Raw genomic sequence first — 13,510 nt, 5'->3', positions numbered from 1 at the left:
GCGCTTTTCATCGTTTAGCAATCGAATTATACCTTGAATCCTGCAATCAGTAGAATGTTTACTCATCTTTAATATTGTTGAAACAGAAACAAAAATTTAATATAATATTGCTAATGCACTTACGGGTAGGAGGATAGGTCATGAACAAGGAAGAACAGATCCTAATGGGTGTCAGGGACCTATATAATAAGATCGTTTGGCTTAATAAAGATAAGATGGAAGAAAGTCTTAAGGGGTATACATCTTCCGAAGTACATTGTATTGAATACATTGAAAAAAATGTAGATTCCAACGTGACAAAACTTGCGGAGTCCTTTTATATGACTCGCGGTGCCATCAGTAAATTAACTAAGAAGCTCATAGAAAAAGGCCTTATCGAAAGCTACCAGAAGTCGGATAACAAGAAAGAAATCTATTTTAGGCTTACTGAGCAAGGAAAAGTAATTTATAAAATCCATGAGGATCTGCACAAAGAGTTTCAAGAGCGGGATAAAGCTGTATTTGAGCAAATAACCGAGGAACAATTTGAAAGTATGCTTAGTTTTGTCGAGAAGTATAATAGGCATTTGGATAAAGAAATAAAGAAAATGGGTATAGATATTAAGTCGGATTAAATTTAAATAATGATATGAAACCACAGGCAGCCGGGCTCTATTGAGAACGAGCTGCATTTTTTATTTTTATTATTTTGTTGACAAGGAAACATAATTTCATTAAGATGAATATGTTTCCTAGGAATCAAAATAATAACGTTTGAGGAGCGAATTTATATGTCCTTATTTAGATCACACAATAAACAGAACACAGAACAATCCATAGATAAACACGCTTTAATATTCGGTCTTATCTCTGTGTTTCTTTGCGGAATCGGCTTCAGTATCATAATGCCTGTCGTCCCATTCTTAGTGCAGCCTTATACAAGCAATCCGGGAGAACAAGCTATAATTGTTACGCTGCTGACCTCTGTTTATGCAATCTGCGTGTTTTTTGCAGCCCCCATACTTGGAGCTTTGAGCGACAAATATGGTCGTCGTCCATTGCTCTTAGTTTGCCTCTTGGGTTCCGCAATCGGGTATTTCGTTTTTGGTATTGGAGGTGCTCTATGGGTACTTTTTGCTGGACGCATAATCGAAGGTATAACAGGCGGGAGTATAAGCACGATCTTCGCATATTTTGCAGACATTATTCCTTCAGAACAGAGAACCAAATACTTCGGATGGGTGAGTGCGGTTGTAGGTGTAGGCACCGTCATCGGCCCAACTATAGGCGGATTACTGGCTAAGTTTGGTTATTCTATACCCTTGTACTTTGGAGCAATAATAACTTTATTGAACGTTGTTTATGGATTCTTTTTTATGCCTGAGAGCCTTGATAAGAAGAATAGACTGAAAGAGATTACCTTTGTAAGACTGAATCCATTTTCACAGCTTGCGAACTTACTTTCTATGAAAAACTTAAATAGGCTACTTGTCTCAGCGTTCTTACTTTGGATACCTAACGGATCTTTGCAGGCAGTTTTTTCACAATTCACTATGGATACTTTCAGTTGGAAGCCTGCACTAATCGGACTTATGTTTTCAATAATGGGCCTTCAAGACATCATTTCACAAGGTTTCTTAATGCCAAAGCTTTTGAAGAAACTTAGTGATAAACAGATAGCAACTCTTGGAATGTTTTCGGAGATTATAGGCTACAGTCTTATTGCAGCATCCGCTTTGTTCGCATTCTATCCTCTTTTTATCGCTGGAATGTTTATATTCGGTTTTGGTGATTCGATTTTTGGGCCTTCCTTCAATGGGATGCTCTCCAAGTCTGTCGATTCTAGTGAACAAGGAAGGATTCAGGGAGGTAGCCAATCTATCCAGGCTTTAGCTAGAATGATTGGGCCTATCATTGGAGGACAAATCTATGTATCACTTGGTCACGCCGCACCCGCTTTTATGGGTATGATCCTTATTGCAGCAGCTATATCAGTATTGAATAAGGGGACACTTGTAAATATGTAAGCAGGTGGTCTTAAGAACAAATAATAGGGTTTCAAAACTTAGTGACAAGTTCTGAAACCCTATTATTAATAAGAACCCAGCAGTATTTTTTTAACGAAAGGTGTTAATTCAAGGGTGTTTAATTGTTCAATGTCTATCCACTGGGCGCCTAGAGAGTCTTGTTCATCCCCATCAGTCTTTAGTTCATAATTCAAATCTAGTAATTCCACCTCATATATGATCCCGATATGGTGTAATTCTTCTAGCTGAGTATCACTGTATGGATAAATTAAAGTATAGGAAATAGAATCTTGAAGTTCCCCTTTTAAACTTGTAATTCCTGTCTCTTCCCAAAACTCCCTCTTAAGAGTCTCATACGGTTCCTCTCCAAACTCAATAGATCCACCTGGAAAGTCCCACTTCCCCGTATGAGGGCCTCTTGCTTTCTTAATTAGTAATACTCTATCGTTAATAACTAAGACACCATATACTCCAAGATGAGTATGTTTTATCAGCTCCATATGTCAAACTCCTTAACAAACACTGCGGTTCCAGAAATAAATACATCCATTTCACCGGATTCATTTCGATATACGTCAACACTCACTTTTCCATCTCTACCAATCTCATGCCCTTGTTCTACATTAAATTGAATCGAATCCAGATGCGTATCAATATAATTCAAAAAATAGGCCCCCATAACACCTGACGCTGTACCTGTTACTGGATCTTCAACGGTTCCCGAATAAGGCGATGAGAAATGTCTAGCGTGCATGAGTGCGTGCGGATTATCATTTAGAATTGCGAATGGGTGCACCGATGCTTTTGGAAGCTGCGTTAAAATATCTGGAAACAACCGGTTTATCGGTTTCATTTTATTAAAACTTTCTTTATTCTTAACAGGGACTAATAGCGTCCAAGCACCTGTACAACCATAAACAATAGGCAGATCCTCTTCTACCTCATCAAGGGTTAAACCTATGGCGTGCGCAAGCTCGGCTCTATCACCGTTAAATTCAATAAACTTCGGATGATCTTGCTTCATTTTTATCATTAATTGGTTGTTATTATCGAAGCTAAATCGAATGGGTAGCACTCCTACATTTGTTTCAATATTTACCGAGCTAACCTCTCCAAGAATCCCCTTTGTTTTCAAAGCAAATAAAGATGCCATTGTAGCATGTCCACAAAGATCGATCTCATGGCCTGGCGTAAAATACTTAAGCCTTAAATCAGCTACATCTGATGAAACTACAAAAACTGTTTCGTTAAAGCCGACCTTGTGAGCAATAGATTGCATGTCACTTTCACTTAAATGAGCCGCATCTAACACTACTCCCGCAGGATTTCCTTTGTTCGGATAGGGCGAAAAAGCATCATAATGAAGGACTTTGACATTGTTCACTGGTAAGTCTCCTTTTTTAAAATACATATAGACTGATTAAGTGAGACACTCTGCTGTAAAAATCTCTATTTCACTTAAATTATTTTCGAGGTTTGAAATAGCATTACATATAATAAACTGCTCTATATTGTCTTCATGATACTCTTTAGATAAATTTGGTTGTTTGTAAATTGTTTCTCTGAATCCTTAATTAAGTGCTTCACAATCAATTTCAGGATGCGTATCATGAAGTTCCTTGAGTTCAAATAGAAGGGCATCTTTTTTACGCTGGATGATTTCACAGACTCCTTCTTTTGAGTACACATTATGAGTTAACAGGATTCTTAATGCCGTAAGATCACTAGCTTTTTCCTGTGAAATTTTAATTAATTCTTCTTGAATCTGTAGCACTTGTTTCTTATTCCAATGATTTATTAATTCTTCAAAAATATTGTACACCCATTCTTGATCATCGCTGTGGTGATTTAGTACTTCTTTAACATATGGAATCATCGGATCCCCTATTTCACGTAAAAAAACTGATATTTGCCCCGCACCTGGCCAATTTGTATCTTGTATCCATTCAAGTAAACCTGTCAGTACACTCTTCACACGTGGATATCCCAAACGCACGACTGTTTCAGCCGCTCCATCCCAATAGTCTTTTGAAATAGGCTGCAGTAACAAATGAAGATTCTCTTCCTCTATATATTGTAGCTTCTTAATTGCATCTTCTTTTTCCTCTTCGGGTGTGCCCCATGATAACTTTTTGATTAAACTTGATATACTTTCCATTGTATCCGCCTTTTCATCATCATTTCGTTGTCATAGCAAGCTTCATCGATAGCCTTATAGGCAGTGCAGCATTACCCATCTGGTTCAAATCTCCCACCATAAATAAATCTTTAATCGGATAATAAAAAGCAAACGATCCTGTTGATCCAGAGTGCCCCATTAACTCTCCTTTGCCCATAAAAAGCGTAATTAACCCATTCAAAGGAATTCTCATGTAACCACTGCCATAGTAGATAGGTCCCATGGATGCTTGAAGTTTATTAGATGCCGATAGTTGTTCAAACAACTCCTTATTAAACAGCTTGCCTCCAAAGAAGGCCTTCGTAAATATCATTAATTCACGAGCAGTGGTGATACAGCCTCCACTCGCACGACTGCTTCTAATCACTTTGGGTCGATAAATAGATTTATCCATATAATAGATATTCGGTATAATATCATTTTCATGTTCAGGCAGATATGTACTCTCGAATGCTAGTGGTTCAAATATGTATTTCTTATAAGCATCAGCTAATGTTGTATTTGTTACTCTCTCAACGATTTCACCAAGCATGTCAAAGTTTATATCGGCATAGTATGCTTTTCGCTTAGTTCGAGGTGCAAAATGTGGTTTCAGGTTCTTTACCAGCGCCACCTGCTCACTGAAGGTTGTGTAATAGTCCTCCTTTATGGCACGACTCTTAGCACTATTTCCTCCTTCTTCAAACACATCCGGCAGCCCACTGGTCTGAAACAACAAATCGGATAGGGTCAGATCAAATGAATAATCCTTGCCACCAAACACATGGATATTACTTAACAGCTCATTATCAAAATACTTTGTAAGCCTATCATCCAAAGAAAGTTCATTTTTCTCTAGTAAACCTAAAATACAGGTTGTAGTAAATAGCTTGGTGATGCTGGCCATTAGTAACGGGGAGTCAACACCCTTGCCTCCATATTCTTTGCTGTAAGAGAAGTCGCCATTGGTGTTCTCTACGAAAATGACTCCTTCATGAATATGTTTAGAACTTGTTGTTTTATTAAAAATCTTCTCGATGTTTTGTATTCTTTTGGTTGTCATGGGTTATCCAATCCTCCAATCTACCTTCCAAATGACAAGAAGAACAACAAAAACACATAACTCCAGCAAAAATACTAAGGAAATAATTATTAATTACAACTTGGTTAACCCCGAATCATACACTGTCGTAATCAAAGTAACAGGTTTTCCTAACGATATTTTCGTTTTATTATCCATATTATTAATAACACAATAACTAAAGACCCAATTATAAAAAACCAAATCGTTTTACCTTCCAATTGACCGTTGGCATATTGACCTTTATTTATGGCTTTGACAAATTCAGCTTCGTTGGTCTGAATGGCAATGATTTCTTTTGGATCAGTATTCTTAATCGAATAATATGGCGTTCCTTTAGGGTAAGTATTTGAAAAGTTGCCGCTGTATGTTCCTTCATGGTCTGAATATCGGGTTACTTGACCTATCTTCTTATCGATTTCATTCGAAGGGACGATTTCTTCTGATGATATTTCATAAATATCGCCTGAGTAAACAACAAAAGAATAGGTCCAGTCCGCGCTCATAGAGCGTATTGGTAGCAAAGCAACAATGGCTAGAAATATAATAATGAACTTCTTCATCTTTTCCCCACCTTATCTACGGGATTCGATTGCTTTATACAGTTCATTAAACGTTCCGCCTTGATTTAATCCCTCAATAAGTTCCATTAAGCCTGACTTTCCTACGATCCCAAACCATCTGACAACTTCTGAATGGGCGATCTCATAATTTTCTTTTACTTGTGAGGGTTCATAAAAAGCATCTCTACTACTTAAATCATTAATATGATCTAAATTTAGACTTTCATCTCTTAAATATCTATGATCAACTACGGTTGCTAGCCCTTCATCAAACCATACAGGCACCTTATCCTTATTCATTAATCTCGTTCTTAGCTCACTATGCAGCAGTTCATGAGCTATCACATCCTCATTAAATCCATCAGGACCGACAACGATGTAATGTCCCCAATACGTATAATAAGTTTGTGCTGTTCGATTATTTTGAGCATATTTCTCTAAGGCTTTAGAAGATTGAACGAATAAAATGGTTGGATTAGCTTGTAACCCGTCAAAAACCTCTAAAATTCTCTCTTTAGATTGTGTGAGATCGTTTAAAATCATATCCTCCATATTCACAGGGATGTCAGGTTCCACATAAACATGTTCAACACGCTCCTCCATACTAGAAAAGTCGACCATCATCGCATGAACAGGTTGAGGATTTAACATGTAGCTACCTACTAGTAACATAAGAAAGATAAAAAGAATTGCAGCGATGATGAATTTCTTTTTCCTTTTTTTCATCATACCAGTAGCTCCTTTGGGGTTATTAAAAATACTCCTGTTTAATCTAGAAGTACGGGATATCTTTTTTTCGCATACTAATATACATTCTCTTCCACTAATCCCATCTCCTCCACATAAAACTAATCTGTATTCACATAAAAAAGCCTCTGCTTCAGAGATTTCTTCTCTTAGACAGGGGCTTGATCTGCTGTTATTTAGTTGAGCTAATACCATTTTGCTTTTTCCATTTACGAATTTTCGAACGAAAAGTCTTGAACGGTGCAACGGAATTGATATGAATCCATTTGACCATAGGCCATCTTGGATTCTTTCCTGTCCATTTCCGGACTCCTTGCGTAAAAAGCTCTTCATCACTTAAAGAATCAATCCATTTCTGCCACTGATGTTCCGTTTCTTTAAATAAAGATCTTAATTCGTCTAATGTGCAGGTAGCATATGAATGATAAAACGATTGATATAATCCGCCAAGTTGATTCCATTTATAGTCCGGTGAAGGCGTAATGACGGCTCTTCCTGCTTTTTCATCCCTATCCCATTTCATCACAAGGTTCAACCAACCCAATTGATACGCAATGATTTCTGCTGGTGTCCGATCAACCTCTTCTATACGAATGTCTTTTTGAGTATTCTCAATGCCATCAAATTCTTTATCAAGAGACAAATACGCAGTATGTATAGCCTTTTTCAATACTTCTTTAGTGGGATAGTTGAGTGTAGACATCATAACTCTCCTTTATAGACCTTTGCTAAATCACTTTATAAAAGTATTATGTACACGTTCAGATTTCATGAAGTACGCAATCCAAATTGCACTCGTCATCACAGGTCTAATAACATTCCGGAGTGACCGTCCCGTTTCAAGTTCTCTGACAAGTGGAATTTGTAAAAGAAGGACATAATCAATGATTCCAACTACGGGTACCACCACATAAAAAATAATTAATAATCGAGGTAGTATCGATTTCCGTCTATAGAAATTAACTAGAATATATACACTAAAAAGTAATAGCGCTAGGGTAATTACGATTTCAAAAACAACGGTAGCTCCCCATAAAGGATGATAAAACTCTGATTCACTTGAAGTTAGTGCAGTCCAGACTTCGGTGTCAAACATCATGGAAGAGTTCTGGAAAAACTGCATGATCTGAATGATAATCGTCCCATAAAGACCTATTTGTACGAGGATCAACCATCCCCCGAGTCCTGACACTCCTAAAGGCTTGTAATCTTTTTTATTTTCGATTATGTTTGTTTCCACGACAACTCTCCCTGTTTTCACATCTAATGGATTATCAAAATCATTTCTTTATAAAGTAATATTCTCTCCAATAATAAGACACTTACTATCACTACCATGCCCGATCTCGTTCGTCTTCACGATAGGAATTCGGCTGATCTCCTTCAGATACTCTTCAACGATTGAAAATTCATTATAGCGCTCAAGTTCAGTAAACGACCCAAGAATTACTCCAGCGCATTTATCAAAGGTTCTAACTTGCTGCAGCTGGGCAAATAAGGAAACGATTTTGTTCGCTCTGCCACTTAAACTTTCTAAGAATAAAATCTGGTTCGAAGGGTCTGGAAAATAATTGGTTCCTGCCAGCTTCAGAAAACATCGAATATTCCCTCCAATAACAATCCCGCTCATCTGGTTCCCACGAATCCAATGATATTTGAAATCATAAAGATCGTTATGCCCTTCGAAAAATGTTCGATAAAAAGCAGCTTGCTGCTCCGCCCCATCAGAAGAAACAAGAGTCATCAATTGATAATGATAGGATTTAGCATTACTTTGCGTGTATAAAGCATTCAAAATAACGGACAAATCACTCATTCCGAAAAAAGGCTTTGGATGCAATCGAATATTATCGTAGTCTAAATACTCCAAGATCTGGTTCGCGGAATCCCCACCTGAAATATCAAAAATCGCACGAATTTCATTATTTTTAAATAGTAGATTCAGCTCCGCTGCTCTTTCCTTAGGACTCCCACTGAAATAACCATTCCTTCTAAACAAGGTGTTGGAAATCACTACTTCAAGACCAAACGAGTTCATAATTCTAATTAATTCTTCAACTTTAGTTAGGTTCTCTACCTTCACGCCATCAGAACAAGCGATAAGTCCTACTTTATTCCCAACAGTGAGCTTTAGAGCTCTACTCATCTCTGTTATTCCTCTCATCTCTAATATAAGCGATTCTCGTAGCTGTCCTTTAAAGACTTAGATACATCGTCTTGAGATAGCCCAAGCTTTTTCGCGTGATCGGCTATGATTACCGAGGGTTTAGGCAGCTCTTCTTTCAAGGGCCAGTACGTATCATCCCATAGATGTGATCTCTTAAAGGCTTTAGCACAATGCATATAACACTCTTCTACTTCAACGGCAATGCCCAATTTCGGTAGTTTACCTTGAGCCTCCATATGAACCATTATTTCTTGATCTTTGATAATTCTTGCCTGTCCATTGATCCTTAAGGTTTCTTCCAATCCGGGAATAATAAATATCAAGCCCACTTTTGAATTTAAAAGGATGTTGCGCAAAGAATCAAAACGTCGATTACCAGGCCGTTCAGGAATTACTAAATGCTTGTCGTCTAACACATATACAAAACCTGGGGCATCCCCACGCGGAGATACATCACAATTACCTGATGAATCACTTGTTGCTATAAAGAGTAACGGTGATTTGGAAATATAATCTCGGCAATGGTGATCGATAAGGGTTATACTCTTGTTGTTTACCAATTCACTGGGATACCCATACATTGACCTTAATTCTTCTTCAGAGTCTATAACTTCTTTAAAAATCTCTTCACTGCCCAGCTTTTTTTTCATTTGATCACCTCTAAATTTCTGAAATAATCCATTTTACTATCGATAAATCCATTGTCAAAGTCAGCGGCACCAATAAGTTCACCCTCACTGAAACATAAAGCAAATAACCAAAGCTGTCTAAGCGCAACGAACATAGGAACAGCACTAATATCATTGTCACTGAGATTTCTTAAGCTTCTGTATCCATTTAAAAATGCTGCCCATAACCGCTCTACTTCATCTTTATTATGGCCACTATGAATCTCTCTTGCTAATCTATACTCTGCGATATCATAGGCTCTCCATCCGTAACCACAAATATCGAAATCATAATGAGTTAATTTCCCTTCGTCCGTGAAAGTCACATTCGTATTCCCATGCAAATCGCCATGGCAGATGCCCCAGTCGAGCCCCGCTTCCAGATGTACTTCAATCTGCGCTTTTAATTGTTTGGCAAGGTCATACAGGAATTGATAATCCTCTTGTCGATGCTTCATATGCAGTTTGATCGTATGAAGCGGTTTCTCAATTAAATGTTCAAAATCAAGTTTACCTCTTACATGTGCACTCTTAAAGTTATCCGTAGCTGTGTGGATTTGTGCAACTGACTGGCCAAATAAGTAGCTGTCTTCTACCGCATGAATAGGCTTTTCATTTCCTACAGCAAAACTAAACATAACGCCATACTTCACACCCTCAGGCACCAAAAACTCATTAATCATCATCCCATCTACCCGAGAAATAGGAATGGAGACGTTCACACCTTTTCCATGCAAATCGTTCAATAATTCTAATTCAAAATTTATGTCTGATTTATTTCGTCTATCCGCGCGATACACACGAAAGATGTATTTTTCCAATGCTGTTTCTAAGATATATGTATCGTTCATACCTCTAAGAAAATACTGCAGCTGTACTGGTTCTGGAATCTCATAATGTTCTTTAATATGTAATAATAACGCGTCTGTTGACAAGAGTGAGTATGTAATAGGAAAAAAACTCAAGTGTATCCCATCCCTTTAGATTATTGATAATACTATTTACACCATACCATATTTAGGGAATTGAATCATTTCCTTCTTAAATTCATGAGACCAATGTATGGTAATATAAGTATAATAATACAGAATCAAATACATGGAGGTGCTCGAATGCGTAAATCATCATTGATATTGAGTATAATTTTATTATCACTATCGTTAATTATGGGATGTAGCTCAGAAGTGGATGATGCCACTAAGGCCGCTGAGAAGTACAAAAACGTTGAATATACTGTCAAGGTTTCTGATGAGTTGTTTTCTACTGAATCCATTCTAGCGCGGAATGAAGAAATGAAACCGTATTTTACTGAATACTATACCGAAAAGGCTATAGGGAGCCGAATCACAACTATCCCTTACCAAATCGCTAATAAACAGAAGCTTTCTTTAGAACCAGATAACCTAAAGTTCACCCTCTCCGATCAAAAGAAAGATATTGTTGAGTTAAAATATACTTGTGATCTTGTTTTGTTGGATAAGGATGACAAAGAAAGTAAACGTGTCCCTTTGGAGGGAATACTGACTATGTTTGATGTGGATGGTCAATGGTTAGTGCAAGGAGATCGTTTTGACTCGGAGGCTTTAATGAAACTGATTTATGACTAAACACCCTTCATATACCATATTATTACTGGAACATATTATCTAACAATAGTAATATTAATTTCCAGTACATAGTAATATGATAAGGAGCTAATGAGTCATGAAGCGAACTGCATTGATCATAGTAACATTACTTTTATTATTGGGGAGTGTTCCAATTACTGCGTCAGCAAAAGCAGCAACTGCAAAATCATGGAAGACACTTTACTCTGAGTATATCAAGAAAACATTAATGGATGCTACTAGAGACAGGTCTTATGACGATAGCTTCAATTATTTCACTTTAGTAGATTTAAACTTTGATGGTACTCCCGAACTTATACAGGGGTATTCTTTTCGTTTCATCCAGCCCATCAACATTGCTCTAACCGTCCAAAATGGAAAAATCATTCCATTCAATTACCAAGGAAAGCTGAAGGATAATTCAGAGGGCATATTTAATGTAGGTATGAGTGGATTTCTACCGCGCAATGAAAATCGTGGCCTGAATCTCTATAAGAACAAAAAGGATGGAACATTACATTATATTTCTTTTGTAGATAGCAGTGGCTCGTACAATTCTTATCTGCAGGTTTTCGAGATTAATTTTCAAGGAACCAAATTTAATGATAAAGAGATCTTCTTGGCAGACATACCAGACCAAGATAAAACGGATGATACGCCAAGCTTTTATGTAAATCAAAAAGAAGTGAATAAATCCACCTATGATAAGGCGTATAAGCAATATTTTTCAAATTTAACATTAGTACCAAGTAAAGTTATCACTGCAAACTATATAGACTTGTTTAATAATGAAGTTAACAAATTCGTTCCAAATGGAATCACTAATTATATAAATCGTTTTTCTTCATCCAAATAAAGCTTGTTGATTGATCCTCGTTCATTAGATACAAAAAGCAGACTGCTCATTGGAGCAATCTGCTTTTTGTATTACATTAACTTTTTACGCATCCGATAATTAATTAACAGAACGCCTTTTCGTTCAACACTTTGTTCTGCAGCAAGCTCGTAACCATGTCGTTCGAAAAAGGGTCTCGCTGTAATACTTGCTTCGGTATCCATTTCATGAAGATCAAGCTCTCTCGCTTTCAATTCAAGCTTGTTCACGAGAGCAGAGGCTACGCCTTGGCCTTGGAAATCTTTGTGGACATAAAGACGATCCAAGTGCCCTTCCATAGTCATATCCGAAAAGCCAACTATGTATCCGTTCATTTCGGCTACATAAGTAATATTTTGACGTAAAGAAGTACTCCATGTATTAAGTTTGAGGGCCTTTTCCTCATTAGGTGCCCAAGCATCAAGCTGTTCTTGTGAATAGTCTTGTTTGTTTACAGCATGAACCGTCTCATAGAACAATGAGATAAGCTGACTAATATCCGATTCCTGATAAGCCCTAATTTCCATTCATCTTTCTCCTTGCTGGCATTGCTTCTATTTCACAAGTACTATTTACAGCTCTGAAGCACTCATGAACTGGATAAGATCAATTTTCTGACCTGTTTTAGCACTTTCCAGCGCTCCAAATACCATTGCCATACTATACCGATTATCCCTACAATTCGTCTCTGCTGGACGCTCTTCTGCTAGGGACAGGAACATTTCCTCCAAACATCCTTGATGGAAGGTTTTGTCCATATTAACAATCTCTCCATTTACACGCTCAACATCACGAATAAATTTATCACTCTGATCTCCTGCTTCGACTACTTCTGCATATGGCATTTCATGACCATCCCAAATCGCAGTTCCTTTTTCCCCATTCAGACGCCAAGCTGCTTCCCAAGAGGTAGAGGCACCTTCTGCACACCAAGACCCCTGATAAGTAAATACAGACCCATCCGACATCTCAAAGATACAGACTGCCGACGCATTCCCCTTATACCATGATCCGGGTGGATTAAACTCCTGGCAGTAAACAGATATCGGATTGGCTCCACTTATAAATCGGGCCTGATCAAAGGTGTGAATCGCCATATCCAGTAGTAGAGGACTTTCCATGACATCACGGAACCCCCCGAAATGAGCGCCGAGGAAAAAGCTAGCACTGATGTAACCTACTCTCCCAATGGTATCAGACTCAATTAAGTTGCGCAAAGAACGAATACGAGGGTCATAACGGCGATTCTGCATCACAGCATGGGCATTTCCAGTTCTTTCTGAGATCTCAACAATCTTAGTGCACTCTTCCATAGTCTCTGCCAGTGGTTTCTCACTAAACACGTTACATCCAAGTTCTAATGCAGTGCTAGAAATGCTGTAATGGCTTCCCGGAACTGTAACGTCAAACACAAGATTAGCTTCAGTCGCCTGAATTGCTTCTTTAATGTCAGTAAACGTGAGACAAGAAATCTCATGCTTTGCTGCCATCGCTTGTGCTGACTCCAATCGTATATCTACAAGAGCAACAATCTGAATATCTGAACGTGATAAAGCGTATTCAATCCAGGCGTTAGCCATTCCTCCGCAACCTGCAACCGCTACACGGTACTGAGCTGTCATAATTCTCCCCCTCTACG

17 protein-coding genes are annotated in these 13,510 nt (G+C 37.9%); 4 read left to right on the top strand and 13 right to left on the bottom strand.

What is annotated here, in order from left to right; genetic code table 11:
• Positions 1-140 precede the first annotated feature (140 nt).
• The gene (locus R50345_RS13690; RefSeq protein WP_042127370.1) at positions 141-614 is read left to right on the top strand and encodes a MarR family transcriptional regulator; all 474 of its coding nucleotides are present in this window, start codon (positions 141-143) and stop codon (positions 612-614) included.
• 156 nt (positions 615-770) lie between these two features.
• The gene (locus tag R50345_RS13685) at positions 771-2,006 is read left to right on the top strand and encodes an MFS transporter (protein WP_042127368.1); all 1,236 of its coding nucleotides are present in this window, start codon (positions 771-773) and stop codon (positions 2,004-2,006) included.
• A 65-nt stretch (positions 2,007-2,071) separates the two neighbouring features.
• Here the strand turns inward: R50345_RS13685 and R50345_RS13680 are convergent, their stop codons facing one another.
• The 11 genes from R50345_RS13680 to R50345_RS13630 all read right to left on the bottom strand — a co-directional run bounded on the left by R50345_RS13680 (position 2,072) and on the right by R50345_RS13630 (position 10,325).
• Positions 2,072-2,506 (bottom strand): NUDIX hydrolase, encoded by a 435-nt coding sequence (locus R50345_RS13680; protein ID WP_231574190.1) that lies wholly within the window; start codon positions 2,504-2,506, stop codon positions 2,072-2,074.
• Positions 2,497-3,390 carry a PhzF family phenazine biosynthesis isomerase gene (locus R50345_RS13675; protein ID WP_042127366.1) on the bottom strand — a complete coding sequence of 298 codons (894 nt, stop codon included), beginning with the start codon at positions 3,388-3,390 and terminating at the stop codon, positions 2,497-2,499. The genes R50345_RS13680 and R50345_RS13675 overlap by 10 nt, the downstream gene beginning before the upstream one ends.
• Positions 3,391-3,576: 186 nt before the next feature.
• The gene (locus R50345_RS30300) at positions 3,577-4,164 is read right to left on the bottom strand and encodes a DUF5071 domain-containing protein (protein ID WP_052414593.1); all 588 of its coding nucleotides are present in this window, start codon (positions 4,162-4,164) and stop codon (positions 3,577-3,579) included.
• 19 nt (positions 4,165-4,183) lie between these two features.
• Complete coding sequence (locus tag R50345_RS13665) at positions 4,184-5,227, bottom strand: serine hydrolase domain-containing protein (protein ID WP_042127364.1); 1,044 nt, start codon at positions 5,225-5,227, stop codon at positions 4,184-4,186.
• Between the two features lie 149 nt (positions 5,228-5,376).
• Positions 5,377-5,808 carry a hypothetical protein gene (locus R50345_RS31680; protein ID WP_197069783.1) on the bottom strand — a complete coding sequence of 144 codons (432 nt, stop codon included), beginning with the start codon at positions 5,806-5,808 and terminating at the stop codon, positions 5,377-5,379.
• Between the two features lie 12 nt (positions 5,809-5,820).
• A complete protein-coding gene (locus R50345_RS13655; RefSeq protein WP_156114793.1) occupies positions 5,821-6,750 on the bottom strand; it encodes a hypothetical protein in 930 nt (309 codons plus the stop codon).
• A complete protein-coding gene (locus R50345_RS13650; protein ID WP_042127360.1) occupies positions 6,728-7,258 on the bottom strand; it encodes a ClbS/DfsB family four-helix bundle protein in 531 nt (176 codons plus the stop codon). The genes R50345_RS13655 and R50345_RS13650 overlap by 23 nt, the downstream gene beginning before the upstream one ends.
• A 30-nt stretch (positions 7,259-7,288) precedes the next feature.
• A complete protein-coding gene (locus R50345_RS13645) occupies positions 7,289-7,795 on the bottom strand; it encodes a DUF2569 domain-containing protein (RefSeq protein ID WP_042127358.1) in 507 nt (168 codons plus the stop codon).
• Positions 7,796-7,843: 48 nt separating this feature from the next.
• Positions 7,844-8,701, bottom strand: a complete 858-nt coding sequence (locus R50345_RS13640) for a S66 family peptidase (protein ID WP_042127356.1) — start codon at positions 8,699-8,701, stop codon at positions 7,844-7,846.
• Between the two features lie 20 nt (positions 8,702-8,721).
• Positions 8,722-9,372, bottom strand: a complete 651-nt coding sequence (locus R50345_RS13635; protein WP_042127354.1) for a pyridoxamine 5'-phosphate oxidase family protein — start codon at positions 9,370-9,372, stop codon at positions 8,722-8,724.
• Positions 9,369-10,325: a phosphotransferase gene (locus tag R50345_RS13630; RefSeq protein ID WP_231574188.1), complete on the bottom strand. Its 957-nt coding sequence runs from the start codon at positions 10,323-10,325 to the stop codon at positions 9,369-9,371. The genes R50345_RS13635 and R50345_RS13630 overlap by 4 nt, the downstream gene beginning before the upstream one ends.
• Positions 10,326-10,502: 177 nt before the next feature.
• Here R50345_RS13630 and R50345_RS13625 point away from each other — a divergent pair, with 177 nt between their 5' ends.
• Positions 10,503-10,997, top strand: coding sequence for a hypothetical protein (locus R50345_RS13625; protein WP_042127350.1), 495 nt, complete (start codon positions 10,503-10,505; stop codon positions 10,995-10,997).
• Between the two features lie 97 nt (positions 10,998-11,094).
• Complete coding sequence (locus R50345_RS13620) at positions 11,095-11,853, top strand: hypothetical protein (protein WP_042127348.1); 759 nt, start codon at positions 11,095-11,097, stop codon at positions 11,851-11,853.
• Between the two features lie 71 nt (positions 11,854-11,924).
• On the opposite strand, the gene R50345_RS13615 is transcribed toward R50345_RS13620, so the two are convergent.
• A complete protein-coding gene (locus tag R50345_RS13615) occupies positions 11,925-12,398 on the bottom strand; it encodes a GNAT family N-acetyltransferase (RefSeq protein ID WP_042127346.1) in 474 nt (157 codons plus the stop codon).
• A gap of 45 nt (positions 12,399-12,443) precedes the next feature.
• Positions 12,444-13,493, bottom strand: a complete 1,050-nt coding sequence (locus tag R50345_RS13610; protein WP_042127343.1) for a Gfo/Idh/MocA family protein — start codon at positions 13,491-13,493, stop codon at positions 12,444-12,446.
• Positions 13,494-13,510: the final 17 nt, after the last annotated feature.

It is taken from the genome of Paenibacillus sp. FSL R5-0345, from assembly GCF_000758585.1.
Classification (GTDB): domain Bacteria; phylum Bacillota; class Bacilli; order Paenibacillales; family Paenibacillaceae; genus Paenibacillus_AQ.
This window is presented reverse-complemented; position numbering and strand designations above follow the sequence as displayed.

What these genes read in the sequence shown, in the direction of transcription:
- R50345_RS13650 (WP_042127360.1), bottom strand. Translation starts at nt 7,258, where the DNA reads ATGTCTACACTCAACTATCCCACTAAAGAAGTATTGAAAAAGGCTATA.
- R50345_RS13685 (WP_042127368.1), top strand. Translation starts at nt 771, where the DNA reads ATGTCCTTATTTAGATCACACAATAAACAGAACACAGAACAATCCATA.
- R50345_RS31680 (WP_197069783.1), bottom strand. Translation starts at nt 5,808, where the DNA reads ATGAAGAAGTTCATTATTATATTTCTAGCCATTGTTGCTTTGCTACCA.
- R50345_RS13640 (WP_042127356.1), bottom strand. Translation starts at nt 8,701, where the DNA reads ATGAGTAGAGCTCTAAAGCTCACTGTTGGGAATAAAGTAGGACTTATC.
- R50345_RS13680 (WP_231574190.1), bottom strand. Translation starts at nt 2,506, where the DNA reads ATGGAGCTGATAAAACATACTCATCTTGGAGTATATGGTGTCTTAGTT.
- R50345_RS13690 (WP_042127370.1), top strand. Translation starts at nt 141, where the DNA reads ATGAACAAGGAAGAACAGATCCTAATGGGTGTCAGGGACCTATATAAT.
- R50345_RS13635 (WP_042127354.1), bottom strand. Translation starts at nt 9,372, where the DNA reads ATGAAAAAAAAGCTGGGCAGTGAAGAGATTTTTAAAGAAGTTATAGAC.
- R50345_RS13625 (WP_042127350.1), top strand. Translation starts at nt 10,503, where the DNA reads ATGCGTAAATCATCATTGATATTGAGTATAATTTTATTATCACTATCG.
- R50345_RS13610 (WP_042127343.1), bottom strand. Translation starts at nt 13,493, where the DNA reads ATGACAGCTCAGTACCGTGTAGCGGTTGCAGGTTGCGGAGGAATGGCT.
- R50345_RS13615 (WP_042127346.1), bottom strand. Translation starts at nt 12,398, where the DNA reads ATGGAAATTAGGGCTTATCAGGAATCGGATATTAGTCAGCTTATCTCA.
- R50345_RS13655 (WP_156114793.1), bottom strand. Translation starts at nt 6,750, where the DNA reads ATGGTATTAGCTCAACTAAATAACAGCAGATCAAGCCCCTGTCTAAGA.
- R50345_RS13620 (WP_042127348.1), top strand. Translation starts at nt 11,095, where the DNA reads ATGAAGCGAACTGCATTGATCATAGTAACATTACTTTTATTATTGGGG.
- R50345_RS13665 (WP_042127364.1), bottom strand. Translation starts at nt 5,227, where the DNA reads ATGACAACCAAAAGAATACAAAACATCGAGAAGATTTTTAATAAAACA.
- R50345_RS30300 (WP_052414593.1), bottom strand. Translation starts at nt 4,164, where the DNA reads ATGGAAAGTATATCAAGTTTAATCAAAAAGTTATCATGGGGCACACCC.